The following is a 25,365-nucleotide window of genomic DNA, read 5'->3' on the forward strand; positions in this document are numbered from 1 at the left end:
ATTTCAAGTACGTACAGCCTGTCCGCCCTTCGTCACCTTATCGCTCGCTGACACGCCAACCACCTTCGCCATCACAACCACACAAATCGCGGAAACAAAGTAAGCCCCCGGTAAAGGCACCGAAGCTCGTGAGTTGCCGTTGATAAAGTCGCGGCGGGCGTCGTCGATCACGCTCACCACGCTGTTGTTCGAATGCAGGTCAATGCCGCTATAGTTCATCATGGCCTCCTTCCGGTTAAAGCGGATTTGGCAAACTCACTTTAACCCCGCCGCCCGTCAGGGCAGCGGCGGGAGGCCCGCTGATGATTTTCAATCGCTCACCGTACCCTCGCCGACACGGACCCGCAATGCTTGTTCGCCTGCTCACCGCATCCGACGCGCTATCGTTCCAATCTCTGCGGCTATCAAAGACCGGCGCGATCCGACGCTCGGCTGTCGACTAACAGCAAAACTCTCGATCATCGGCTTACTCTGCGACACTAGCCAGCGCGGCGGCACGAATGAGCCGTGTGTCCTGTGCCGTGATCAGATGGCCCGATGCCTTGAGATAGGCCGGGAAATCCGGATGCGTATCGCGTGCAAGGCACCGTCGTTCGTAGTCTGCCAGATCGGCATATCCCCACAGGTGGGTGAACTGATTCTGCGGCCCGACCACACTTGTCCAAAAGCCGAGCGGATGTCCAAGCGTCTCGAGCAGGATTGGCATAGCGAGCCTGTCAAACACCTCGAGAAACTCGGGCATCTTGCGCAGCGCGATCGTGTAGACCCGGAAATCAACGAGGGGCTTTGCCAGAAACATTGGGTGGGTGCTCATGCGCGCACCTTCTCTTTGCAGGTCATGGCTTTGGTGGCGATGGCGTTACCGGTGACATAGCCAAAAGTCATATTGGGCCCATGGGTGATACCGGCGCCCGGATAGTTGCCGCCCATCACGCTGCGCCGGTCATTGCCGACCGCGTAAAGGCCCTCAATCTGGCTGCCGTCGGCGCGCAGCACCTCGCCGGCGACGCTAGTCCTGAGGCCGTCGAACGTGCCCAGATCGCCCATCACCACCTTCACCGCATAGAAGGGGCCGGTCGCGATCGGCGCAACGCAAGGATTGGGCTTGTTGTCCGGATCGGCGAGATAACGGTTGAACGAAGTGCGGCCGCGCTGGAACGCTGGGTCTTCTCCGCGCTCGGCATCGAGATTGTAGGCATAGACACTCATCTCAAGCGCATCAGGAACAATCCCGCAATTGCGCGCCAGGTCGCCGATCGTCTCGCCCTTGATGAGGTAGCCTTTGCGTAGCAACGGCCCCACCGGCATCGGCGCGGGCTTGGCATAGCCCAGTCCATACTTGCCCAGCGCCACCTTGTCGCAGATCAGCCACATCGCCGTCTCCCGCTCACCCTCGCAAGCGCGAATCAGCGCCGCGCCAACATCGTGGTAGGAGTTCGATTCATTGGTGAAGCGCTGACCGCTCCGCAGCACGCCGATCACGCCGGGCTTATAGCGGTCGAGCAGATGCGGGAATACGCCTGTGCGGTCCTTGCCGAAGGGCACCTTTGAGACAGGCATCCAGGCCGACGCATCGGCGAAGCCGAGCTCCACGGCACCACCCACCTTCTCCGCCATGGTCAGCCCGTCGCCCGTATTGCCGACGGGCGTGGGCGAGAGATGCTCACCCCCACGCTTCACATGCGGATAGACCTGCGCGATGCGCTTGAGATCGTGCGGGAAGCCGCCGCAAGCCAGCACGACGCCGTGCCGGGCGGTGATTCGAAGGTCACCGTTCGCTGCGGCCGCACGCACACCGACCACCTTGCCGTCCTCGCTCAGCAGTTCCTTCACGGGCGTCGAAGTGAGGATCGGAATGTCGATCGCCAGCGCCGACTTCGCGAGCCTCGCGGCGAGCGCGTTGCCGCTCGTTACGTTGATCCCCCGCCGGTAAAGCGCCAGCTCCTTGATGTGCGTAGCCAGACGCCGGGCCACGTAGAGGAACGAAACAATGGACTTGGTCGCGCGGAAGAAGTGCTTGAGGTCCGCGTTCGAGGAATTGAACATCATTCCCATGAAGGTGATCGTCTCGAGCGGCGGCTTCAGGCGGCGCATGTCCTTGCCCAGCCCGCGAATGTCGTAGGGCGCGGCGAGGATCGAGCGGCCGATGTCGACGCCGCCGGGCGCATCCGGGTGATAGTCCGGATAGAGCGTGGGCACGAACTTCATCTCGGTCTCTCGCTCGAAGAACTCGACCATTCTCGGCCCGTTCTCGATAAAGCATTGGACCGCGGCGGCATCGTAGTTGTTGCCCGTCTCGCTCATCATGTATTCGCGCACGCGCCCGACGGTGTCAGCCGGGTTCTGCTGTCGGCCATATTTGCTCAGCGGAATCCACAAGACCCCGCCCGACAGCGCGGTGGTACCACCGAACACGGGCTCCTTTTCGAGCACGATGACATCGAGGCCGCGCTTGCGTGCAGTGATCGCGGTGGCGAGGCCCGCGGCACCCGATCCGACCACGACCAGATCGCAAGTGATCTCATTGGCCATATCCACTCTCCTTGTCGTTATGGTGTGATGGAGCTCACGCGGCCGGGGTGGCGTTGAAACCGGGGCGCGGGACCATGTCCATCAGCATGCAATCGAGCCCGCCGTCGACAAGCACTTCCGCGCCGTTGACGTAGGCAGCCAGGTCAGAGGCGAGGAACAGGGCCGGGCCGGCGAGGTCCTCCGGCTCGCCGATGCGGCGGCTCGCGGTGGCGGCGGCGCGGCGAGCCTCGAAGCCGGGCTCCTCGTAGAACTTCGCGGACAGCGCGGTGCGGATCATGCCGGGCAGCACGCAGTTGCTGCGCACCCCGCGTGGGCCCCACTCCGCCGCCAACTGCCGCGAGAGCAGCAGCACGCCCGCCTTGCTCGGGCTATAGGACCCGCTATTGGTCTGCGGACTGAGCGCCGCAATCGAGGCAACGTGGACGATACTGCCCTTGCCCGCCGCCAGCATGTCGCGCCCGAAAGCTCGAGCACACAGAAGATAGCCGGTCAGGTTCACGGCGATGGCCTGGTTCCAGTCCTCGATCGAGACCGTCTCGAGAGGTCCGGCGCGCAGGAGCCCTGCATTGTTGACGAGCACGCTGGCCGGCCCGAGCGCTGCGCGAACCTCGCCAGCAGCTGCGGCAACCGAGGCTTCGTCCGACACGTCGCAGCCGATCGCCTGCGCCACCGCACCGGCATTCCGAAGTTCGGCGGCGACAGCTTCAGCGCCGGCAAGATTCCGATCCACGAGCGCCACATGCGCTCCGACATCGGCGAAGGCGCGCGCGATGCCGGCACCAATGCCACTGCCCGCACCCGTGATCACGCAAACCTTTCCGTCCAGGTTCGGCCAGTATGAGGTCGAGGCACCTGCGCGATTTTGAAGTTCCTGTCCCATGTAGTTAAACCTCCTAAAATTTTCCATGCGATTACGCTTCCTGAAATTTGTATCGCCATTGAACGCCTCAAGCGCCTATGGAACAATGGACAGAGATCACATATAGCAGGACATAACGTGCATCATGGCCCATGACCAACAGCGCCGCCGGACCGTTCTGCATTTCGCGCTCTATGGCGCGGAAGCCGACCAACCCTGGGTCGACATGGTGCATTACGAACGCATTCCCCTGCGTGCCGGCCGTTTCGACTTCGACATCGAGCCGCACGTCCACGATGCGCTGATCCAGGTGCTCTACGTCACCGCCGGGGGCGGCGAGACCTTCATCGACGGCAAGACCTGGGCGGTCGTTGCGCCATGCCTGATCGTCGTGCCAGCGCGCTCGGTGCACGGCTTTCACTTCCGGAGCGACATCGACGGTCACGTCATCACCGCGGCGCAGTCTGCGCTGGAATCGCTGGCGATGACGGCCGCGCCCGAGCTGCTGGAATTCATTCGCACGCCGACGGTGCTGTCGATCGATCCCGACCTCGAGCGCGGCACACCTCTGGGCACCCTATTTCAGTCGATCGAGCACGAGGCAGAGAGCCACGAGCGCTGGCAGTTCACCGCAGGCGCAGCACTGACGATCACCCTGTTCGTCAAGATCGGGCGCCTCAGCGAGAGCGCCCGGCTTTCAGCCAGTTCCGAGCAGCGGACAATGGCCGCGCGGATCGAGCGGTTCCGCGCCCTGCTCGACCGCCACTGCCGTGAGCGGCGGCCGGTCGCCAGCTATGCCGACGAGATGGGCGTGACCACCGGCCAGCTCTCCCGCATCTGCCGTGCCACCTTCGGGGTCTCGGCAATCGAGGCAATCGATGCACGCTCGATCCATGAGGCCAAGCGGCTGCTCGGCTATTCGACGCTCAGCGTGAAGCAGATCGCCAGTGAACTGGGCTTTCAGGACGAGGCCTATTTCGGCCGTTTCTTCCGCAAGCAGACGGGACTCCGGCCAACCGAATACCGCTCTGCGGCCCATGATCGATCCTTGCCGCCTGAAAAGAGGAGAGCGGGCTGACTCGACCCCGCCCCCGTCATCCGGTTTAGGCCGATAGCCCACCCAGCTTCACGAACAGGTGCTCCGGCCCGGAGTTGGTCAGATTGTTGCCCCGCACATACTGGATCGGCCTTGCCGGATCGAGCGCAATATCGCCAACCTTGCGGGCCAGAGCCTTCGTCGCGATCAGCGTCTCCAGCTTGGCGAGCGGCGCGCCAAGGCATTTGTGCATGCCGTTGCCGAAACCCAGGTGGCCGCTCGAATCGCGGTCGATGTCGAACGTCTCACCCTCGGCAAACTTGCGGCTGTCGCGGTTCGCAGCCGGCAGCAGCAATCGCACCACCGCGCCCTTGGGCAGATCTACGCCCGCGACAGTGGTCGCCTCGGTGGTGATGCGGCTCACGCGCTGGACGGTACCACGATAGCGCGCCACCTCCTCGACGAAACGGTCAGCGTCGGCGGGGGTTTCGCGGATACGTCCCAGCAGATTCGGCTGTTCGGCGAACATGCGAAAAGCGTTGGCGACAAGAATAGTCGTTGTGTCGTGCCCGGCGATGAAGACGAAGGCGCACAGCTCCTTCGCTTCCTTTTCCGAAAGCAGCCCGTCCTTCCACATGCGCGCGATATGCCCGCCGATCGACTGGCTGCCGGTGAGAACGAGCCGCTCCATCGCTTCCTTCAGGTAAGCGAAGAAAGCCTGCGCGCTCTGCTCGTCGGTGCCGGTCCCCGGCGCATTGCGGGCGAGGCGCCCGAAGTAGCTAAAGGTCTCGTCCGACCAGAACTTCATCTTCTCCTCATCCTCGTTCGGCACGTCGATCATCGTGGAGATGGTCGAGATGCTGAGCGGGATAGCGAAATCGTTGACGACATCACCGCCGCCTTTGGCAATCATCGCGTCGAGCAGGTCCTCCGCCCTTTGCGCGATCTGCTCGATAAAGGGATCGAGCGCCAGCGGCAGGAAGGACGGCTGGACGACCTTGCGTAACCGCGAATGGTCGGGCGCATCGAACAGCGTCAGGAACGTCAGCGGTGGCGGGCTGACGACCTCGGAGGAAAACAGCTTCGGGTTGCGGATCGCCTGGTAGACATCGTCATAGCGCGAGAGGAACCACACGTCCGAAGTCGCCGACTGGCAACGCAGCACCGGCGCGTGCTCCCGCATCCAGCGGTAGTGCGCGTAAGGGTCGCCTTGGGAGCCGTCATCGACCACCTTGAAAGGCTCCAGCCCCTCGGGCCAGTCCAGTTCGTGTGAATAGGCCGGAAGGGTCTTGGCCGTGAATGGGCAGACCTGCGGCGCGCTCTCCTGCACAGCAGACGGGGGAGAGGGGGGCGCTGCGGCCATGGGTGCCGTCTTGCCCATCGCCATACGCTCCAGCGCCCGGCTCATCGTGGCCTTGGAATGGAGCGCATGCAGCGCAATCACGTCCCGCGCCGCGTTCAGGTCGCCCAGTTCGAAGGCGGCGACAATGTCCCGATGCTGCTGGACGATATCGCCGACGATCTCGATCTGATCGGTCAGCGCGCGAGCGATGTAGTCCTGCACGGCCAGTTGCCGGTAGAGCGCGATCAACTGAGCGTTCCCCGAAGCTTCGATCGTGAACATGTGGAAGGCGTGGTTTGCCTCGATGTAGCGCGGAACGTCGGTAAAGCGCCGCCCGGACACGAACGGCGCCGTCGCCTCGGCAAGCTGGCGGAATATGATTAATTGCTCGCTCGACAGCCGGCCCATGGTCAGCTGAGCCGCCCCCAGTTCGAGAGCCATGCGCAAGTCAAAGGCTTCATCGACATCAACAGGAGCGATGCGCTCCTCGCCGGTCTGGACCACCAGGCCGGTGCCGGCGAACTTCTCGTAATAGAAGTTGCGCGGCGTCAGCCCTTCGGACGAGAGAAAATTGCGCACCGCATCCACCATCGGCGGCGGGCCGCAGAGGTAGACATCCGCGTCGCCATCGTTGAGCTGGGAGGAGATGATGTAGTGGGTGACGTAGCCCTTGTTGGGATGGGCACTGTCGGGGCTGGAGGCGGTGCAGACATAGGTGAAGTTCGGCAGGCGCTGCGCATACGTTTCGAGCCGGTCGATGCCAACCAGGTCCTCATCGCTGTTCACACCCAGGATCATGTGGATCGGCTGCGGGCTGCCGCCGTCCTCGACGATCTTGTCCAGCATCGAGAGGAACGGCGCGAGGCCCGTGCCACCCGCCAGAAACAGCACCGGCCGCTCAATGGGGCGCAGGTAGAAGCTTCCCATCGGGCCGCGAAACTCGATTGGGTCTCCTACTTTGGCGGTTTCGCAGAGCCAGGTCGACATCGCCCCTTGACGCACATTGCGCACAAGAAAGGACAAGTGCGGCTCGGACGGCCCCGAGCTGAAGGAGTAGGACCGTGTCTGATCGGTGCCCGGCACCTGGATGTTGACATACTGCCCAGGAAGGAACCTGAGATCTGCGCGGTTCTCGAGCTCGACCGAGAAGGCGATCGTGGTGTCTGACGCTCGTCGGCAGGCGACGATCCGTCCCCTGTGGGAGGACGGGCCGGTACCCGAGACATCGGAGTTCGTGGCGATCTGGATCACGCAGTCGGAACGTGGGCTCATCTGGCAGGTGAGAACCTTGCGGGCGCTCGCCTCCTCCAGGCTAAGCGCATCTTCCACGCAGTCGCCCAGAACGTACTCGCCGGACTCGCAGACCGCCTTGCAGGTGCCGCACACACCATCACGGCAATCGAGTGGAATATTGATCTTGGCGCGAATCGCGGCATCGGTGACGCGCTCGCCCTCCTCGCACTCGATGAAGCGGGTCACTCCGTCCTCAAAACGGAGGGCTATCTGATGGGCCATGGCGGTGTCTCCTCGAGAGCCGCCCGAACATACCGCTCCGCTGGCGGTATGCTCGGGCGGGGCGGCCCGCGAGGTAACCTTGTTTCTCGCAAGCGCCCGGTGGGTTTAGTGACGCCAATTTAGAGCCTGAGCCGCGTTCCCCTCAATGGACAGAGACAACGTTAACCCGGACAAAACGTGCATTGCGATGGATGCCGGATGATCGTAGTAATCCGGACCTCACCCGCCTTCCGCGTCCAGAAAATACACATTGACCAATTTCAATCCGCCGCGCTTCGGTACGGGTTGATCGCCACTGCTCTGTTCGCTGCGCGTGCTCAATGGCCGAGTCGGGCTACGTCACAGCGTGATGCGCTTCGAAGGTGTGCTGATCGATGGCGCGACGGCAACGTGAATTGACCACTATCTCAGTCCGAGATAGTCCTTATCCGTGACATCGGGTTGTGAAATAGACGTTGTGGACGGCACACTTGCGCAAAATCAACCCCTCCAGGAGACATTTCATGCGTACGCAAGTCGGCATCATCGGCGCAGGGCCAGCGGGCCTGCTGCTTTCCCATCTTCTCCATCTTCAAGGCATCGAGTCGGTCGTGCTCGAAGCGCGCAGCCGCGAGCAGATCGAATCGACGATTCGCGCGGGCGTGCTCGAGCAAGGCACGATGGATCTGTTGACCGATACGGGCGTCGGGGATCGGATGAAAGCGGAAGGCGCGCTGCACCACGGCTTCGAGCTGGCATTCGAAGGAAAGCGCCGCCGCATCGATCTCACCGCGCTGACCGGCAAGTCAATCACCGTCTACGCGCAGCACGAAGTCCTCAAAGATCTCGTTGCCGCCCGCGTCGCCGCAGGCGGTTCGCTTTATTTCAACGTGTCGGACCTGTCGATTGCGGATATCGATACCGATGCGCCGTCGATCCGCTTCGTTCACGACGGCGTCGAACAGATGCTGACGAGCGACTTCGTGATCGGTTGCGACGGCTCACAGGGCGTGTCGCGCGCTTCGATTCCCGCAGCGCGGCGCAATGACTATGAGCGCGTGTTCCCGTTCGGCTGGTTCGGCATTCTCGTCGAGGCGCCGCCCTCGTCGGACGAATTGATCTACGCCCGCCACGAACGCGGCTTCGCGCTGGTCAGCACGCGCTCGCCAACCGTGCAGCGGATGTATTTCCAGTGCGATCCGCACGACTCGGTCGACAACTGGTCGGACGACCGGATCTGGGCGGAGATGCATGCGCGCGTCGACTCGGCGGACGGCCAGCGACTGATGGAAGGCCGGATCTTCCAGAAGAATATCGTGGGCATGCGCAGCTTCGTATCGACGACGATGCAGCACGGGCGGCTGTTCCTCGCGGGGGATGCCGCGCATATCGTTCCGCCGACCGGTGCGAAGGGGCTCAACCTGGCCGTATCCGACGTGCGTATCCTCGCGGCTGCGCTGCGGGCTTTCTATCGCGAAGACCGCACGGATCTCCTCGATGCTTACAGCGAGACGGCGTTGAAACGCATCTGGCGCGCAGAGCACTTCTCTTACTGGATGACGCGGATGATGCATCGCCTCGATGATGCGTCGCCGTTCGAGCAGCGTTTGCAGGTCGCGGAGCTCGAGCACGTGACGATGTCGCGCGCGGCGGCGACCGCGATGGCGGAAAACTACGTTGGCGCAGCGGTGGCCTGAGCTGCACCCGCGCGTCGCGCGCTTCGGTTGCGAACAAACCGTTCACCGTAGTCCTCGCGAAGCAAGGTTTGCGCTGCATCGTCGAACCCGACGAATCGACGGCCCGGCCCCCGAGCGCGTCAGCAGCCGGCCACGATGAAGCGGCGCAATTCGCGGACGAACTCCGCGCGCGTGGCGGCAGGCACTTGCCGTCCGACGGGGATGCGCTGCCAGCCGTCGCAAAAATAGACGGCGCCATTGCTATCGTCCAGAAGCAGGGCCAACCGGGCCGCTTTCATCCGATGCATCGTGCGCCGTCCGCGGTCATCCGTTTCGATGATCACGAACGGTGGGGCGAGCGTCACCACCTCGCCGTCCGTCGCGTGCCCGGCGTTGACGACAAATGCGATGCCGATGGCCAGGATCCAAAGCATCGAGAAAGGCAACGCGAGCCAGACTCCGAAGGCCAACGCCGCTGCCACGCCGATGGCGAGGACGAACGCCACCAGTAACGCCGTCGCAGCGAGCGACTGCCACGGCGTGAGGGAACAGTTGCGCTTTATGCGCCATTCGCAGACCGGCACTCCGTCCTCGCCGTCGAATGGGCCGGGCCCGTTTGACTGCCGAAAGTATGCGTACATGGTCCAGCGTACCGCTATATGGAGCGATTGGTGGCGCGCAAGGTACGTGCCGCACGATGGCCAACCGCGTCGGGCAAGAGTCGGCCAGGAGCAGTCTTTTGGCGCCACAGGCTAGATTGCGGACAATTCGGGCTGAACGGAACCGTTAACTTGGCGTCAGATCGTCGAAACGGGGCTATATAATCAGCACATAACAATGCCTCGGGGGTGGGTATGGCTATATTTGGTTACGACGATTCAACCACGTTCGGCTTGAGACTGAATAGCGTGGTTTCTCCCGCTCAGCCAATACAATCGATAGAGCACTTGTTCGGGCGTTCGACCGAATTGGAGCGAATCAGGCAGGCACTGTTTGCCCCTGGTCGACACTCGTTCATTTATGGTGATCGAGGGGTTGGAAAGTCCTCTCTGGCAGCTACCGCCGCGAACCTGTATCAAAGCGCCGACGCTGCGTTTATTGACGTCTCAGGGGGACCCGACGCGACGCTTCGGAGCATCGTCTGCAATATCGCTATCCAAGCTACGAAAAGCAGCCGACTTACGAAGAAGAAAACAACGACGTCGCTCGGAGCGGAATGGCGCTTCTTCAAAGTTGGTAAGACGGTCGAGACAAGTTCTGTCGACTTGCGATCTGAAATAGAGACGTTGGCCGATGCAGTCGAGTTGCTACGAGAGGTGGCTGCAATCCATTCGGATCTTCCGGTAGTAGTACTCGACGAATTTGATCGTATCCAGTCGGCGGAAGAGCGGGCTTTGTTCGGCGATCTTCTGAAACAACTTGGCGATAAGAAGGTTCCGCTTAAGTTCATTTTCACCGGCGTTGGTGATTCGATCGAGGAGCTACTCGGTGCACATCCGTCGGCTATTCGACAACTGGATACACTGGAACTTCCGAAACTGAGCTGGGATGCCAGATGGGACATTCCGCGGAAGGTTGCCGAAACGTTCGGCTTAACGCTCGACCGTGAAATCTATATCCGAATCGCAGCCGTGAGCGATGGTTATCCATACTATGCCCATCTGATTACCGAGAAGATGTTGTGGGATGTATTCAACGACTCACAGGTCATACATGCGATCGAGCAGAGGCACTATCTCGGTGGATTACATAGTGCAATTGCAGGAATTTCTGCAGAGCTTCAGCGACCGTACATGATGGCCCTTAACCAAAGAAGCGGGGACTATGAAGAGATACTTTGGTCGACAGCTGATTCAGAATATCTTGATCGGTACCTCCCTCAGATGTTCTCATCGTACGAGCACATAATGCGGCAACGTCCGCAAGAAGAAGCCATTGACTATAAAAAATACACCACTCGTATCCGTAAGTTAAAAGCCCCGTCGTGTGGGGCAATTCTCGTTTCGCATCCGACGAAACCAGGCCTTTACACCTATCGGGAAAAGATGCTTAGAGGCTATGTGCGCATGCAAGCCGAAGCACACGGGATTGAACTGGCTGGCGAAAAAATCCCTCAGTCGGAGAAGCCAACGATGCATGTTAGATCAAGCGCGGGGCGCGGCTACTACGGTCCTTCGGTCCCTGCTGGCATTCATCTTGGCCGGCAGCGACGTAAAGTCTCTGGCGATTAAGCGCAAACCTCAAATATGGCAGCGAAGATTTATGAACTATCCGGGGCAACCAAAAGCACCACCAGCTTGGTGGAGACACCGCAATCCGTCTTTTATCGAGGCCAAATTTAAAAAAGAGCTAGGCGATTTAGCGGACGCGATTGAAAGCGAAACGTGGTTTGGGGACCCACAAAAACATAGCCGCTATCGAGTCGATTTTCTTTTGAAAGATGCACGACTGATCGTTGAATTGGACGGGCACGCATACCACTCTACAAGAGAGCAGCTGGAGAAAGACGCTGTTCGACAGCGATATTTGACCCGTGCGGGTTACAGTATTGTCCGCTTTACAGGTCGAGAGGTGAATAGATGCCCGACCGCGTGCGTTGCAGAAGTTCGCGAGATATACCAGGAACGCGTTCAGCGATCACCCAAGAAATATAGGGTGATGTACATCGACTATTCTTTCTTTTGCCTTGAAAATTCCAAGGCTCTCGCGTTCTATCGGGATTTACATCCTCATAAAAACCTCTTAAGAACACCGATTGACAAATTCATTCCTCATGCGATTGAATGGTTAAAAGAAAAATCGTTCATTACCGTCTTCCTGTTTCATCATCCCGATGACCGTGACGCGTTACTACATCTCGATAATTCAGCACAAGAGTATGAAAGAGGAGAAGTAAGAATAAACAACGTATCCTCAAAATACTATTCAATTGAGCTTGGGGAGCATATGCGAAATTATTCACATCTCTTCGACGACTTCTATCTTGTCGCAGATGATCCTATCTACATAGATCCGCTAAGGTCAGTATTGCCTGAGACCTATTCAAAAGAAGAGATGGGTGACTGGAAGTTTGAGTACCTCGCCAACGGGAAACTGTTACGGAGAGGAAATGATGAGACCAGCTTTGTGGGATCAGACCTTGTGATGGTTCGTTGGCAGGATATATGGTACGCGTTGGGGAGCTCGATGGGTCTTCAGCCTTTTGAACTTTAAAAACATCTGAATCTAGAATTCGCTGCTTTCGACGTCTTAAATCTGCGACAAGGCGATTCGAAATCAAGCGGCAAACGGCACACGCTCCCTGTATCGGATCATGGCGCGGAGTGTCCGCTTTCGAGCCATCCGACTGTCGCTTGTGGGTCGGTTTCGGCCGACCGCACCGGGCAGCAGTCGGCCCAGATGGAATGGACACCGCCCGAAACACACGAGCCGCTCCGCTCATCCCCGTGTCCAAATTTGCGGCGCCACCTCTGTTGACATTGCCATTGTTGGAATGTCTACGATGCATCAATGGCGCATTCGCTTTGCTCGGCAATACCCTGCGTTTGAAGCGTTCGAGGCCCCGTAGAACTCTCAGACACTTCACAACGGAGAACAACCGATGTTGCTCACTCGCCGCAAATTCCTGCTGACGTCTCTGGCGGCTTCATCGGCAGCACTCACGGCACGTGCACAATCCCCTGTCAATGCATTCAAATCCGGCGCGAATTCGGCCAGGAGCGGAGACGCCGCGCGTGCGCCGCATCGTCTTGTTACCGAAACGCGTTCAATCGAAGTCAATGGTCGTGCCGCCACCATGCTGGGGGTTCGGCAGCCGGACGGGACCCGCGGCTTGTTCCTCGATCCGGGTGAGCCCTTTGCCGTGGAACTTCACAATCAATTGGACAAGCCAACGATTGTCCACTGGCACGGCCAGACACCGCCACCCGATCAGGATGGCGTCAGCCATTTCGGCATACCGGAACTCCAGCCCGGCGAGCGCCGCGCGTACGATTTTGTGGCTCGTCCGGGCAGCTACTGGATGCACTCGCATCACGGACTCCAGGAGCAGCAGCTGCTCGCCGCTCCCCTCATCGTGCGAACGGCCGACGACGTGCGGGCGGACAACCAGGAGGTGACTTTGTTTCTGCAGGACTTCCTGTTTCGAGATCCGGCAGAAGTCATGTCGGACTTTCGACGTCCCGAGATGAAGGCGATGGCAGGTTCTGGGCATGTCCGGCAATCCTCCGGGGTGAGCGGCATGCCCGGCATGGGCACTATGGCGATGAACCGGATGGCCGGCGGCGACGTCCAAGACATGGCCGAGCAGATGCCTGCGATGACGATGGACCTGAACGACGTCGATTTCGACGCTTACCTCGCCAACGACCGTACCCTGGCGGACCCCGAAATTGTTCGAGTCGAGCGAAGCGGAAAAGTCCGCTTGCGCATAATCAACGGGGCTTCATCGACCAATTTCCACATCGACCTGGGTCAGTTGCAGGGGACGGTCGCCGCTGTCGACGGCAATCCCACTCAGCCGCTGGGGGGCAGCCGCTTCGAATTGGCGATGGCTCAGCGAATGGATATTCTCGTGGACCTGCCAAACGAAGCCGGAGTCTGGCCGATTCTCGCCGTACGGGAAGGCGATCGAAAACAAACGGGCGTCGTGCTGGCAACTCGCGGCATCAACGTCCCCAAGTTCGATTCCTTGGCAACGGAAAAATCCCATGCCGTGGCCTTTGACCAGGAGCTGCGGCTATCGGCGGCTCATCCTCTTGCCTCCCGGCCTGTCGACGCGCATTTCATGCTGATGCTGACCGGCTCGATGCAGCCCTACGTATGGGGCTTCAATGGAAAGGGCTGGGACCAGCGGGACACCGTAGCGATTCGATCCAATCAGCGAGTGGCGTTGACGTTCCACAACATGACGATGATGTCCCATCCGATCCACCTGCACGGTCATCACTTTCAGGTCGTTGCGCTCAACGGCAAGGCGTTTCCCGGGGCGCTGCGCGATACGGTGATGGTTCCCCCGGCAGCCAAGGTAACGGTGGCGTTCGATGCAAACAACGCCGGTCGCTGGTTGATGCACTGTCATAATCTCTATCACATGGAAGCGGGGATGATCACCGAAGTGGCATACGTCTGATGCGAGACGGCCCTTGGAATGCTCTCGACTCCGACAGCTCCTGCCATACGCCGAAAACCATACAGCCGCGTCGTCGGAAAGGATGGGCGCAGTGAGGTTGGTACCGGGCTGATCCATGACTATCATCGTCCTGTCCGATGAAATCGAGCGTGGACGCTCCTTGCGCCATTGAACTGGATATTTATTACGGCTTTCTCCGGACCGCCGTGGGAGTCTGGTGCAATCCGCCGTGCCGCTATTGCGCACCGGCCGACGAAACGATGATGAGCGAAGCAACGATAATTCTGGAGTTTCCCTCGCCGGGTTCGCACCAAGTTTTTTCTTTCAGATTAAAAGCAATGAAAGATTGAAGCAGACATGCCAGAAAGTGGCTGCGCAAGCTTATCGGATCACATACATAAAGGTTCGAGTCTTGAGGGTGCCCAGTAGCCAGCGCACCGACTTAGGCAGGCGATCGGGCACGGACGGCTCGCTGCGCGACACCTGTGGCCTGAACGAAGCGCCAACGCGTATATTCTCGACTCTCGCCGATCGCTCTCACCCGTCACAGGGAGTATCTTCATGATCACCTGGATACATGCAGGTCCATCCATCGTCGCGTCATTTCTCGCGTCCCTGGTGGAGTTCGTGGAAGCGCTGACTGTCATCCTTGCGGTTGGGTCGATACGAGGCTGGCGCTCAGCACTGACGGGTGCGGCGGCCGCCATGCTCGTACTAGTGGTGCTGGTCGTTGCGCTCGGCCAGTCGTTGCTGCAGGCGCCGTTAGTCGCGGTGCGACTCCTTGTCGGCACGCTTGCGCTGCTGTTCGGTGCGCGCTGGCTGCGCAAAGCCATGCTGCGGGCAACAGGGGCGATACCGCTGCACGACGAGCAAACTGCCTTCGAAAAGGAGACGGCGGCGCTGCGCAAGTTCGACGGCGCACGCCGCGCCAGGTGGGATCCCGTTGCCCTCGCGACTTCGTTCAAGATTGTGATGCTCGAGGGCATGGAAGTCGTCTTCATCGTAATCGCGCTCGGCGCCAGCAGTCGTCAAATGGGTCCGGCGTCGGCCGGCGCGGCCGCCGCCCTTGCGCTCGTTTGCGGGCTGGGCGTCGTGTTGCACCGACCATTGGCGAACGTGCCCGAAAACACGTTGAAGTACGCGGTCGGAATCCTGCTCTGCGCATTCGGTACGTTCTGGGCAGGCGAAGGCCTCGGCCTCGTGTGGCCTTCGGGCGATCTGGCTATCCTCGTCCTGGCTGGCGGTTACCTGCTCGTGTCGCAGGCGCTGATCTTCGCCTGCCGCCTGTACCGGGCACGCGTGCCCGCCCACACCAGGATCACGCGGGCAGCCGCGGTGACTCACCCACCGCGCCATGGGATCATGCGAGTCTGGCAAGAAGTTCTGGGGCTATTTGTCGACGATGGCTTGTTGGCTGCCAGCGTGCTCGTCTGGATCGCCGCAACGGCGGTGCTCACACGCGCGGCTGTGGTCAATCACGCGTACACTCCCGGCCTCCTGTTCGTCGGCGTGGCCTTCATCCTCGTGCTAAGTGCGGGTCGCGCCGCTGTACGTTAGCAGCGGGGCGTGGAGCGCCATATCTCGCCGACGTAGCGGGGACAGGTTCCGGCGCTTCGAATTGACCCACGATCCGAGCGCTGCCTTGCGACGGTCAGCAGCGGGACGATCTCGCCCGCTGGGGCCTCGCGAAGGCGGACAATCGCGCGCGCTCGTAGCCGTTGATAATTGAAGAGCAGCTTGGCTCAATGAACAGATAACCGCTGCCTGCGAGCGTCCGGTCTGCGGCTGCTCACCGGAATTCACCACCATGATGCCAAGGTCGGCTTCGGGTCGCCGACAGCCTCAACAGTCGACCGCGCGCTACACATGCCTTTCACTCACCACTCGAGGTGTTCGCAACGATCCTCGAAAAAGCCTCTCAATCCGCAACTCCTGTTCATTAGTAAGCGCGCAAAAATGGGCGTCTAGCACTCAGCGATCTGACCGTGCAGGCTATGTCCACTGATTTTCAGTGGACACCTTATGACAGAACAACACTCAGAAACGTCATGCCTGAAGGTCGTCACCGTAGGTAAAGACGGCAAGCGCCGGTTTGATCGCCGAACCAAACAGCGGCTGGTCGAGGCCTGCCTCGAGCCAGGGGCGTCAGTAGCGGGGCTCGCACTCAGACGCGGCGTCAACGCGAACCTGCTGCACAAATGGATCAAGCTGCACCAGCAACGGCTGGCTGTAGCTTCAAGGCAGTCGCCGACAGCAGAGCCGGCATTCGTGCCGGTCGTCAGGGCCAGCAGCGAACAGGCGCTCGTCGAGCTCGAGCGCGAGTCCGCGATGTGTTCTTCGCCGGAGACGACGGCTAGCATCGCGACGCCGTCGATTTCCGCAAGAGCATCTGCTGCCAAGAGCGAAGTACGTGGCCCCGAGCAGCGTGATCTGTTCTTGAACGAAGCAGAGGCGCTTGCAACGGGATGCGAGCCGGCGCAGGAAACGGAGGTAGAGCCGAGCATCGAGGTCGGCGCGCACGAACGCAAGAAACGCGGGCGCAAGCCGTTGGACCCGATGCTGCCTCGCGAGATCGTGCGTCATGAATTGCCCGAATCAGAACGCGTCTGCGCACACGACGGCCACGCACTGGTCGAGATCGGTGCGGACATCAGCGAGCAACTCGATATCGTGCCGCAGCAGGTTCGCGTCATTCAGCACCAGCGAATCAAATACGCATGCCCTTGCTGCAACCTCGGCATCAAGGTGACACCGGCACCTGCCCGTATTATCCCGAAGGGCCTGCTCACCGAATCGGCGCTTGCATGGGTGGTTGTGAGTAAATTCGCTGATGCGCTGCCGCTGTATCGTATCGCCGCACTGCTGCATCGTTTCGGTGGCGATCTCTCACGTGGCACGCTGGCAGCCAGCGTGGGGCGCGTCGGCACGGCCGTGCAGCCGCTAGTGCAGGTACTGAAAGAGCCAGGCCGTGCTGCACAACGCAAGAGTTATATGTGGGCGCAGATGAGTCGTGTCGATGCCCCAGACGATCTCATGCACCCCGGCGCCCTCGATCTTGCCTGAAGGCAACGAAGTGTGCCCGTGCGGAAGCACTTCGATAGTCGAGCCGTCATCCAGACGGAACGATGCCCGATCAGTGCCGGAGCTCAACAACGGGAGCCCTAGATCGGCAAAGAACCGAGCGCTGGATCCCACGTCCTCCACACCGTATCGCAGGCTCTTGATTCCAATAATCGCCATTTAAAATCTCCTTGTCGTTCCGGTGTCCATGTTCGGGCCTCCACTCGTGGAAGTTAAATCGTTTGTTTTGATACATCACATATTCGCAGCCGATTTGCTGGGATGATCTACACCGGAGAGACGTTCATGATCCAGGCTGGGACACAGCCTTTGACGCCGCATACGGATTGATGCCCGGATAACGTTTCGCCTGCGTCGTCGGGCGGTACGAGCACGACGACTTTCTCAACTCAGTACGGAACCATATTGATGTAAGGGCAAATGCGTTTAGTGTTGCGCATCAGTTCCTCTGCCCCAGCAGCTGGCGTCGCGGGCTTCCTCTAATTACACCTTGATAGCCGTTGTCTCGGCGACATTTGGCGATCCGTTACGCACTCCTCGTGCGGAACCCTTGCACGCCCAAAGGGAGGGACGCCTGCCACGGACGTCGGTGTGTCGCCGCCTTCACGTGCTGTTGCAGCGCGAGAGCCGGCTGGCAAACCACAAGCGCATCTGGCACCGAGGTTTAAGGTCGACGTCGCGTCGACTCGGGCAACTTCCGCCATGGCAGGTCGCCCGGATCTACAGCGGCCGCGCCACGTGCCTTCGCAATTAGGATGTCGCGATATTCGTCCTCCACCAGCGGCGCGAAATCTGCCCTGAAGTGATTGCTGCTCTTCACGACGATGATCTTCATTCGCTCTGGCTCGATGCCGACGAAGCGGAACAGTTCGCGATCCTGTACCCCGATTTTGCCGCTCGCCACGACCACCAGCACGCCATCGATTTCGACACAAACACTCGGACCCAGCTTAGCCACGAATCCCGTCATCTTCGGTCCCTTGTACGTGACCCGACCGTCGCTCACGGCCCTGACCGTGAACTCCCCATGCACAGGCGGGTCAGTGGGACCATCCCACACCTCGGCCGAGCGTCCCAGGCTCGCGCGCAGTTTGGCGCCTACGCCAGCCCGCACCGCTTGTGCGGTAAATTCAGGGTCGTACATCACGCCCAACGCCACACATTTCGCGAATCGCACACCCGCTCGCGCTTTCACCAGCGCATGAAGCATGCCGGTGGTAGACGCTGTTCCTCCGATGCCGGGGTTGTCCTGCGTATCAGCGATGACAATCGGCTTGCTACTCTGGCTGGCGAGGTGGATAGCCCGTGCTACTGTGTCGTCAGCACTAGCAACATCGAGCCGCCATTGCGCGGGCTCGCGTGCTAGTGCTTCGAGCTGTGCCACCACGCGCGCCGCCTCGTCGCCGACACTCCAGATCATCGGTGCGCATTCGGCAAAGTCCGCGGCGGGAAAGCCCATGCAGAAGCTCGACATGGTGTCGCACTCGGCGTCGATCTGAACGAGCCTGTCATAAATCCTCTTTGCAGGCCCAGCCGTCGTGCTCTGGGAGTTCACCGGAATCAGGAACGGAATACGTGCCCAACTGACCGGTTCGCGACACCCGCGTAGCAAGCGACGACGCAGTAACTCGCCGGTCAGCTCTCCGGTCTCGACGTAGTCAATATGAGGATAGGTACGAAACGCTACCATCGCATCCGCACATTCAAGCATCCGCCGCGTAACATTCGCATGCAGATCCAGACTCACCACGATTGGCATGCTGTCGCCAACCAGCGACCGTATCCGGCTCAATAGCTCACCTTCGGTGTCGTCCACGTGTTCAGCCACACCGGCGCCGTGCAGATCGAGGTAGACCGCATCGAACACGTTGGCCTTCACGTCGTCGCAAATTTCCCCGCAGATGCGCTCGAAGGCGTCCGACGTCACGTATGACGACGGCACAGCGCCGCACCATAAACTCGGCACCGGTTCCCAACCCTGCGAACGCGCGAAGCGCAAAAAGCCTGTGGCCGGCATCGCGACCTGCTCGATCATTTCCAGCATGCGTGCGCCGCGCACAGCTGGGGGAAAACTCTCGCCTCTTTCGAACGCCGGCCACCCCGCCTTCTCTGGCGCAAACGTATTAGTCTCGTGCTTGTAGCCGGCGATTAGTACTTTCATAAACTTTCTCCAAAAATATAAAGATGTACGCGCGAGCTAAGGCCTCGGCTTTTGCCGAATATCAGTTGCCCCGGACGGTTGCGCTCGTAGATAATCAAACGACTTTGCAATCGTTCTGCGCTCAGAGCCTCACCTGTTCATACGCTCCCAGAGAATCTGAACCTTGCTTCTATTAACCGCGGCGCTTTGTGATGATTTTCGCTGGCATACTGGCCGCTGGGGTAAAAGATTCATCTTTGAACACCTAAACCGCCAGTCGAGTCCACCCTAATTCACGCGTTCCCTCTTCTCAGGTGCTCCTAATTCAGCGTCGCAAAGCAATCCAGATTTTTGCCGATACTAAAGGATTCCTAACTTTGAAGCTATAAAATTCTTCGTATTTGACAGAGTGAGACACAAGCTTGTCAATCTGGGACAAACATTTGCAGCACCCGCCGCGGCAAGTGTCGATATGCGGGAAAAAGTTTCAGGAGTGTGCCGCTCTTCGGTGATCCGGTGTCAGAGTCGAAACCGCCTTCGAGCCGGAAGATCGCCTTCTGGCCACCGCCCAGACCCAGACCCTCCTTACCTGTGAAGCCGATCGAGTTCGAATAGATCTCCACGTCCTTCCCTGTTTCGCCATTTTTGCACTAGAAGCGTTACGAATTTCTGGGCACGGCGCTCGCCTGCAGCAAGTCGGATATGTCTGCCTCCGCTCGCTTCGTCGAAGACAGATACATCAGAATCACCGAGCAGACGCTCGATATGCCAAGCACGATCACAAACGCGGTCACGAGACTATGCGGACTCCCTTTCAACCGATCACTGAGCGCGCCTACTGCGGCTGGTCCGAGGCTCGCGCCCAGAACGTTATTGCACAACAGAAAAAGACCCGTGGCACGGCCGCGCATGCGATTGGGCACACCCAGCTCGATCGGGCTCGCCATGAACGTCGTCGTGACTGAAAGGGTCGCGACTTCACACGCGTAAAACCAGTAAGCTGCGCTTGCCGATTCGATGAGCGCAAAGACAGCGACGAGTGGTACCTGAATCGACAACACAATCGACAGGCGCCTGAGCAACGTACCGAGCATGTCGCTGTTATCCAGTTTGCGGACAAGAAACTGCGACAGAAAACAGGCGCTCAGTCCGACCGCGAGAAACAGCACGCCAAGCGGCCTTCCGATCGTCGATGCGGTGCCATAGCCCTCGCGAATCATCACGCTCGGGAACCACGTTAGAACGATGTAGAGGCTAGACGTGACGAATACGAAGCTCGCGAAAAAGAACATCAGTTGCCGGGACCCGAACAGCACTTTCAACGTGGTCCGTGTCGAGAGGTCCCTTTCCTGCACGCCAAACTCGCGGCGCTTCGGCTCACGCAGCGTCAGAATCACCGCGCCCAGAATCAAACCGGGTAGACCTAACACGATAAAAACCGCTTGCCACGGATCAAGATGCCCGACCAACGGCAACGCCAGGCCGCCGGTAACAGTGAAGTGCCGCAATGCCATACTGCCCAAGATAAGCGCAAGTCCGCCGCCGACGTAAGGACCGGTGTTATAGACCGCCGTCGCTCTCAGCAATGCACGCCCCGACAGCAGGTCGGACAATATCGACCACGATGCAGGCGAACAGCCCGCTTCGCCGACCGCCGTTGCAGTGCGCGCCACGAGGAGCTGGCCGAAGTTCATGCATAGCCCACACGCCGCCGTGGCTACGCCCCACGCGGCTACACAGGTAGCGGCGATCCCTACGCGGTTATATCGGTCCACCACCCAGCCAAGCGGAATCGCCGCGCACGCGTAGAAAGTGCTGAACGCCAAGCCCTGTAACAAGCCGATTTCGGTATCACTCATCGCAAACGTATGCCGGACCGGTTCGATCAATAATGGAAGTACTTGCCTGTCCATGAAAGAAAAAGCAAATGACAGCGCCAACAATCCTGTCACCAGAACAACACGTCGGGTCGATGCGGCAGCTTGCTTGCCCTGCTCGCGCTCACTCATAAAGTGTAAGCCACTACCTCGTCGTGTCGCGCGAACCATACGCCGCCCGGCAGACTCTTTGCATACCTGATTAGCTCCTCCACGATCCAGATCCGCGACCGATTGGTGATGATGGGCGGATGCATCGTGAGCTCAAACAGTCCGCCTTCCTCGTATGCGGCATCAAGTTCGCGTTTGAAGATGTCGAAGACCTGCGTCGGTGAGGTGTAAGGACGCAGACCTTGGAAGCGATGCATTAGAAAGTAAGCTGCATCGTCACGCACCCAGTCGAAAGGAATCTCGACCAGCCCCGTGGGTTCACCATTCATCTCAAGCTCATAGCAGTCGTCGTCTGCACCTAACGAAGAATCGTAGGAAATTCCCAGATTGCGGATCAGTTGCAGCGTGTTTTCTGTGAAGTCCGCCGAAGGTGAGCGATACCCTGTAGGACGTGTACCAGTGACCTTCTCAAGCGTATCGATTGAACGCATGATGAGATCGCGTTCGTCTTCAAGTCCCAAAGCCGAATTCAGCTCGTGAATCCGGCCATGAATGCCGATCTCGTGTCCGGCACCGACTATCCTGCGCTGCTCGTCGGGATATAGCAGCGCCGAGACCGCAGGCACATAAAAACTGGCCGGTACATCGTATTTCTCCAGCAAGGCCAAAATACGCGGAATGCCCACACGATTGCCGTACTGTCCCCACGCCAGGAGTTGTGTGCGTCAAGCTGTGCAAAAACGGATGACCTTAGTGTCGGTTGATTCTTTTGCGTGGTGGTCGGCGCGGAGGGCGTAGCCCGTAGCGGCGAGCACCACGCGGCGGCTTACGCCGCCATACGTAGCAACTCCTTCTTCTGCTCGGCGAGCAGCGCCATGTTCAGATAGCGGTTGTCCTCCAGCCAGGTCTCGTGGGTTTCGCTGCACAGGGCGCGCACGAGCCGCAAGCAGGCAGCCTCATTGGGGAAGATCCGCACGATCCGCGTGCGCCGCTTGATCTCCTCGTTCAGCCGCTCGAGCATGTTGGTCGACTTCAAATGCTTGTGGTGCGCCCGCGGTAAGCGGTAGAACGTCAGCGTCTCGCCGATAGTGGTCTCGACCCAGTCCACCAGCTTCGGGTATTTGCCCTGCCACTTGCCGATCCATGCGCTCAGGTCGCGTTGCGCCTCCTGCAGGTCACGACGGTCATACATCCAGCGCAATTCCTGCAGACAATCGTCGTCGGCCTTGCGTGGCAGGTAATCGAGCGCATTACGCAGAAAATGCACGTAGCAGCGCTGCCAGGCCGCCTCCGGCAGCACCTCGCCGATCGCCTTCTTCAGCCCGGCATGGTCGTCCGAGGCGACAAACTCGACGCCCGACAGCCCGCGCTTCTTCAACCCGAGCAGAAAGTCCCTCCAGCTCGACTGGCTCTCGCGGTTGGCCAACTCCACCGCCAGCACCTGCCGGTGCCCCTCCCAATTGATGCCAATGGCGATCAGCGCCGCCTGCGAGCGGATCACCCCCGCCTCGCGCACCTTCTCGTAGCGCGCATCGACGATCAGATACGGGTACGCCTCTTCCAGCGGCCGATGCGCGAACTTCGCCAGGGTCGCATCCAGGCTCTTGTTGATTGCCGAAATCGCCGAGGCCGAAAAGCTGTGGCCGCACAGATCCTCGGTAATCGCCTTGACCTTGCGCGTGGAGACGCCCTGCACGTACATCTCCGCGAGCGCCGCCACCAGCGCCTTCTCGCTGCGTGCATAGCGCTCGAACAGCGCCGTCGAAAACTCGCCGTGGCGCTCGCGGCACGCGCAACTCGAGCTTGCCGATGCGCGTCACCAGCCCACGCCCGTAGTAGCCGGCCCGATAGCCGCTGCGCGCCTCAGTGCGCTCGTTCGGCGCCGCGCCCAGCAGCTCGGTCATCTCGGCTTCGAGCACTTCCTGCAGCGCATCCTTCATTAACGCCTTCATCAAATCCCGGTCGCTGGCGACCAGTGCTTCCGCCGACGGCAGACTCGTATTACGCTTGCTTGTGGCCATGGTGTTTGCCTCCCACGGGCAAGTTGACGGACTCGACATTCATCAACCTACACCATGGCCACCCCAGCCCTCAGGCCTTTACGCCTTCAGCCTTCTTGCACATACCTCCGCACATTACCTGGGTCTCTCGGATACAGAATGGAAACCTCCGGCGCTGATGTCTCCCAACGCGAAAGTATCCGCTCAAGCTTCTTGTCTTGAAGTGCTGGCGCTGCGATAAAACTCAAGGTCTGCACTATCCCCATTCCTGCGACGGCCAACTCAACACGGGCGGATTCAACCGGTCGATGCAACAACGAGGACTGGTATGCCCTTTCCAAGGCGGCTGTTACCGGCAGGCGGCCGGCAACAGCGGGCGCAGGCGCACGCTAAGGAAAAAATATTTAGCCTCGCTGTAACCGCGCATCCATCCCCGACGAACTTCAAAGAGAGGGTGAGCCCCCCGTCTGCATCGCCCGCCGTTCTTTGCTAACGTTCATCAGGAGGCCCTTGCGCATGGATACTGTCCGTCACCCGCTTCGTCTTACCGATCTCGCCTGGCTGACGGACCGCCTGGGCCTCGCGCGATGGACACCTCTGCCATTGCGCCTTATCGTCGGTTACGGGTTCATGGCGCACGGCTACTCAAAAATTGTGAAGCATCCGGATGCATTTGCCGGGATTTTGCACGCGCTCGGTGTGCCGGCACCGCACTTCATGGCGTGGGCGACCATCGTCATCGAACTGGTCGGCGGTCTCGCGGTTATCGCCGGCGCGTTCGTACCCCTCGTCAGCCTGCCAATGATCGCGGTGCTGATGGTTGCGACGCTGACCGTGCATCTTCAGTATGGGTTCTTGTCGATCAAGCTGATGGCCGTCACGTCAGCCGGCCCGCAGTTCGGTCCGCCGGGCTACGAGACGGATCTGCTTTATCTCGCGTGTCTTGCTGCGCTGATGTTTGGTGGATCCGGGCCGCTCTCCGTCGATGGCTGGCTTAGCCGAGACCGGCCGAAATAGAGACGGGCGATAGCGATTCAGGACGACATTGCGGAGCATGTACCTGGTCTTCGCCGCTATGCATGCACGCTGGTGGGCGACCGTGGTTGCGCCGCCGATGGCCGGTCTTGAAGACATGAGTTACGCAGAAATCGCGCTGATTCGCCGCATCGGACACCGAACCGGAGGACGCACGACGCGATGTGCACAAGCTGCTCGACCAGCTACCAGACCGTCAGCGTTTGCCGATCGTGCACGACAAGTTACAAGGGTTATCCGTCGAGGAAACCACTACACGTTTGAAAATGTCTCGAATCATGGTGATCCGAGAACTCAGTTAGTGATTGGGCACCCATGTGCAGGTATCAACGGCGCGAGGCCCCACGGCCGGTTTTCGGCGTGAGCCTGCGTCGCATCGGGATGCGAGGCGGCACCGTTGGACTGCAATGACCGGATCGGGATCGGAAAGCCGATCTAACGGCTCTCCTCAGCCGCATCAACGACCACGGTAGAGCCCTCGAGGACCTTCGTCCTGTCCCTTGAACGCACGCCGGCTGCCCGAGCGCGAAATCGAGGAGTCGGCCACACCGCCGACAGCGCTATACGCCGCGGCAGCCGTGTCGTGCTCCTCGGCGAGCGTGCGGACGCTCGGCCCGCTTTGCGACGACGGCGCGCCGACCTCAGGGCGATAAAACGGGGCGGGACCATAGTTGCTTGCGAAAGCGGGAGCAGCAAGCGAAGCGGTAGCGGCTAGCAACAGCGTGGCAATGAGCTTGGACTTCATGACGACCTCCTAAAATCTGTGACTACTGGAATGCGCCTGGATCGGGTCTGATGCACTTGCAATCCGGAAGGTAATTCGGTGAAGTTCAAGAACGGGTTACAGCACGTCTGAAATCTTTTGTGCTTCAGCCGACGGCTGACGTTCACCGCGCGACTTGTCAACTACTACAACATCCCGCAAATAGATTGAATAATTGACTGCCTGCCTGCGAGCGGTGCGGGAGCACCGGTTGCGCGGCGTGCCCATGCAAAAATTGTCGGTCAGCTGTAACCGAACGCGGCTGCCAACCGAACTAGTTTTAATCAT

At 60.0% G+C, this 25,365-nt stretch carries 18 protein-coding genes and 3 pseudogenes; 9 read left to right on the top strand and 12 right to left on the bottom strand.

The annotated features are described in order from the left end of the window. Positions 1-3: 3 nt before the first annotated feature. The 4 genes from J3489_RS06865 to J3489_RS06880 form a co-directional block, all read right to left on the bottom strand. Positions 4-222 carry a hypothetical protein gene (locus tag J3489_RS06865; RefSeq protein ID WP_206996972.1) on the bottom strand — a complete coding sequence of 73 codons (219 nt, stop codon included), beginning with the start codon at positions 220-222 and terminating at the stop codon, positions 4-6. A 244-nt stretch (positions 223-466) separates the two neighbouring features. Further along, positions 467-814 (bottom strand): NIPSNAP family protein, encoded by a 348-nt coding sequence (locus tag J3489_RS06870; RefSeq protein WP_206996973.1) that lies wholly within the window; start codon positions 812-814, stop codon positions 467-469. Continuing rightward, positions 811-2,532, bottom strand: a complete 1,722-nt coding sequence (locus J3489_RS06875) for an FAD-dependent oxidoreductase (protein ID WP_206996974.1) — start codon at positions 2,530-2,532, stop codon at positions 811-813. Before J3489_RS06875 ends, J3489_RS06870 begins: the two co-directional genes overlap by 4 nt. A 34-nt stretch (positions 2,533-2,566) precedes the next feature. Next, positions 2,567-3,412: an SDR family NAD(P)-dependent oxidoreductase gene (locus J3489_RS06880; protein WP_206996975.1), complete on the bottom strand. Its 846-nt coding sequence runs from the start codon at positions 3,410-3,412 to the stop codon at positions 2,567-2,569. 124 nt (positions 3,413-3,536) lie between these two features. Here J3489_RS06880 and J3489_RS06885 point away from each other — a divergent pair, with 124 nt between their 5' ends. Continuing rightward, entirely contained in the window at positions 3,537-4,469 is a 933-nt protein-coding gene (locus J3489_RS06885; protein ID WP_206996976.1) for a helix-turn-helix domain-containing protein, read from the top strand. A 25-nt stretch (positions 4,470-4,494) separates the two neighbouring features. Here J3489_RS06885 and benC read toward each other — a convergent pair whose 3' ends face one another. After that, the gene (gene benC, locus J3489_RS06890) at positions 4,495-7,284 is read right to left on the bottom strand and encodes a benzoate 1,2-dioxygenase electron transfer component BenC (RefSeq protein WP_206996977.1); all 2,790 of its coding nucleotides are present in this window, start codon (positions 7,282-7,284) and stop codon (positions 4,495-4,497) included. A 503-nt stretch (positions 7,285-7,787) separates the two neighbouring features. Between benC and J3489_RS06895 the strand changes: the two genes are divergently transcribed. Then, the gene (locus tag J3489_RS06895; protein WP_206996978.1) at positions 7,788-8,960 is read left to right on the top strand and encodes a 4-hydroxybenzoate 3-monooxygenase; all 1,173 of its coding nucleotides are present in this window, start codon (positions 7,788-7,790) and stop codon (positions 8,958-8,960) included. A gap of 119 nt (positions 8,961-9,079) precedes the next feature. On the opposite strand, the gene J3489_RS06900 is transcribed toward J3489_RS06895, so the two are convergent. Next, entirely contained in the window at positions 9,080-9,523 is a 444-nt protein-coding gene (locus J3489_RS06900) for a DUF2244 domain-containing protein (RefSeq protein ID WP_206996979.1), read from the bottom strand. 270 nt (positions 9,524-9,793) lie between these two features. Between J3489_RS06900 and J3489_RS06905 the strand changes: the two genes are divergently transcribed. From J3489_RS06905 to tnpA, 6 genes and pseudogenes are all read left to right on the top strand, one after another. Further along, on the top strand, positions 9,794-11,170 hold the full coding sequence (locus J3489_RS06905; protein WP_206996980.1) for an ATP-binding protein: 1,377 nt from the start codon (positions 9,794-9,796) through the stop codon (positions 11,168-11,170). A 31-nt stretch (positions 11,171-11,201) separates the two neighbouring features. Continuing rightward, on the top strand, positions 11,202-12,152 hold the full coding sequence (locus J3489_RS06910) for an endonuclease domain-containing protein (protein ID WP_206996981.1): 951 nt from the start codon (positions 11,202-11,204) through the stop codon (positions 12,150-12,152). A gap of 388 nt (positions 12,153-12,540) precedes the next feature. Continuing rightward, on the top strand, positions 12,541-14,070 hold the full coding sequence (locus tag J3489_RS06915) for a multicopper oxidase family protein (RefSeq protein ID WP_206996982.1): 1,530 nt from the start codon (positions 12,541-12,543) through the stop codon (positions 14,068-14,070). Between the two features lie 561 nt (positions 14,071-14,631). Further along, positions 14,632-15,627, top strand: a complete 996-nt coding sequence (locus J3489_RS06920) for a COG4280 domain-containing protein (RefSeq protein ID WP_206996983.1) — start codon at positions 14,632-14,634, stop codon at positions 15,625-15,627. 272 nt (positions 15,628-15,899) lie between these two features. Next, a pseudogene (locus J3489_RS39065) lies at positions 15,900-16,013 on the top strand (IS30 family transposase); the annotation flags it as partial. Positions 16,014-16,092: 79 nt separating this feature from the next. Next, a pseudogene (gene tnpA / locus J3489_RS06930) lies at positions 16,093-17,094 on the top strand (IS66-like element accessory protein TnpA); the annotation flags it as partial. A 721-nt stretch (positions 17,095-17,815) separates the two neighbouring features. Here tnpA and J3489_RS06935 read toward each other — a convergent pair. The 5 genes and pseudogenes from J3489_RS06935 to J3489_RS06955 all read right to left on the bottom strand — a co-directional run bounded on the left by J3489_RS06935 (position 17,816) and on the right by J3489_RS06955 (position 23,339). Beyond that, the gene (locus J3489_RS06935; RefSeq protein WP_206996984.1) at positions 17,816-19,312 is read right to left on the bottom strand and encodes a M81 family metallopeptidase; all 1,497 of its coding nucleotides are present in this window, start codon (positions 19,310-19,312) and stop codon (positions 17,816-17,818) included. A 404-nt stretch (positions 19,313-19,716) separates the two neighbouring features. Then, the gene (locus tag J3489_RS06940) at positions 19,717-19,914 is read right to left on the bottom strand and encodes a hypothetical protein (RefSeq protein ID WP_206996985.1); all 198 of its coding nucleotides are present in this window, start codon (positions 19,912-19,914) and stop codon (positions 19,717-19,719) included. A gap of 36 nt (positions 19,915-19,950) precedes the next feature. After that, complete coding sequence (locus J3489_RS06945) at positions 19,951-21,339, bottom strand: MFS transporter (RefSeq protein WP_206996986.1); 1,389 nt, start codon at positions 21,337-21,339, stop codon at positions 19,951-19,953. Beyond that, complete coding sequence (locus tag J3489_RS06950) at positions 21,297-21,965, bottom strand: polysaccharide deacetylase family protein (RefSeq protein WP_309491343.1); 669 nt, start codon at positions 21,963-21,965, stop codon at positions 21,297-21,299. Before J3489_RS06950 ends, J3489_RS06945 begins: the two co-directional genes overlap by 43 nt. A 140-nt stretch (positions 21,966-22,105) precedes the next feature. Then, positions 22,106-23,339 (bottom strand): annotated as a pseudogene (locus J3489_RS06955) (IS256 family transposase). 456 nt (positions 23,340-23,795) lie between these two features. On the opposite strand from J3489_RS06955, the gene J3489_RS06960 reads away from it, so the two are divergent. After that, the gene (locus J3489_RS06960; RefSeq protein ID WP_206996987.1) at positions 23,796-24,296 is read left to right on the top strand and encodes a DoxX family protein; all 501 of its coding nucleotides are present in this window, start codon (positions 23,796-23,798) and stop codon (positions 24,294-24,296) included. A gap of 475 nt (positions 24,297-24,771) precedes the next feature. On the opposite strand, the gene J3489_RS06970 is transcribed toward J3489_RS06960, so the two are convergent. Beyond that, entirely contained in the window at positions 24,772-25,059 is a 288-nt protein-coding gene (locus tag J3489_RS06970) for a hypothetical protein (protein ID WP_206996989.1), read from the bottom strand. Positions 25,060-25,365: the final 306 nt, after the last annotated feature.

Origin of the sequence: Trinickia mobilis, from assembly GCF_017315705.1 — a bacterium.
Classification (GTDB): Bacteria; Pseudomonadota; Gammaproteobacteria; order Burkholderiales; family Burkholderiaceae; genus Trinickia_A; species Trinickia_A mobilis.

What these genes read in the sequence shown, in the direction of transcription:
- J3489_RS06865 (WP_206996972.1), bottom strand. Translation starts at nt 222, where the DNA reads ATGATGAACTATAGCGGCATTGACCTGCATTCGAACAACAGCGTGGTG.
- J3489_RS06870 (WP_206996973.1), bottom strand. Translation starts at nt 814, where the DNA reads ATGAGCACCCACCCAATGTTTCTGGCAAAGCCCCTCGTTGATTTCCGG.
- J3489_RS06875 (WP_206996974.1), bottom strand. Translation starts at nt 2,532, where the DNA reads ATGGCCAATGAGATCACTTGCGATCTGGTCGTGGTCGGATCGGGTGCC.
- J3489_RS06880 (WP_206996975.1), bottom strand. Translation starts at nt 3,412, where the DNA reads ATGGGACAGGAACTTCAAAATCGCGCAGGTGCCTCGACCTCATACTGG.
- J3489_RS06885 (WP_206996976.1), top strand. Translation starts at nt 3,537, where the DNA reads ATGGCCCATGACCAACAGCGCCGCCGGACCGTTCTGCATTTCGCGCTC.
- benC (WP_206996977.1), bottom strand. Translation starts at nt 7,284, where the DNA reads ATGGCCCATCAGATAGCCCTCCGTTTTGAGGACGGAGTGACCCGCTTC.
- J3489_RS06895 (WP_206996978.1), top strand. Translation starts at nt 7,788, where the DNA reads ATGCGTACGCAAGTCGGCATCATCGGCGCAGGGCCAGCGGGCCTGCTG.
- J3489_RS06905 (WP_206996980.1), top strand. Translation starts at nt 9,794, where the DNA reads ATGGCTATATTTGGTTACGACGATTCAACCACGTTCGGCTTGAGACTG.
- J3489_RS06910 (WP_206996981.1), top strand. Translation starts at nt 11,202, where the DNA reads ATGAACTATCCGGGGCAACCAAAAGCACCACCAGCTTGGTGGAGACAC.
- J3489_RS06915 (WP_206996982.1), top strand. Translation starts at nt 12,541, where the DNA reads ATGTTGCTCACTCGCCGCAAATTCCTGCTGACGTCTCTGGCGGCTTCA.
- J3489_RS06920 (WP_206996983.1), top strand. Translation starts at nt 14,632, where the DNA reads ATGATCACCTGGATACATGCAGGTCCATCCATCGTCGCGTCATTTCTC.
- J3489_RS06935 (WP_206996984.1), bottom strand. Translation starts at nt 19,312, where the DNA reads ATGAAAGTACTAATCGCCGGCTACAAGCACGAGACTAATACGTTTGCG.
- J3489_RS06945 (WP_206996986.1), bottom strand. Translation starts at nt 21,339, where the DNA reads ATGGTTCGCGCGACACGACGAGGTAGTGGCTTACACTTTATGAGTGAG.
- J3489_RS06960 (WP_206996987.1), top strand. Translation starts at nt 23,796, where the DNA reads ATGGATACTGTCCGTCACCCGCTTCGTCTTACCGATCTCGCCTGGCTG.
- J3489_RS06970 (WP_206996989.1), bottom strand. Translation starts at nt 25,059, where the DNA reads ATGAAGTCCAAGCTCATTGCCACGCTGTTGCTAGCCGCTACCGCTTCG.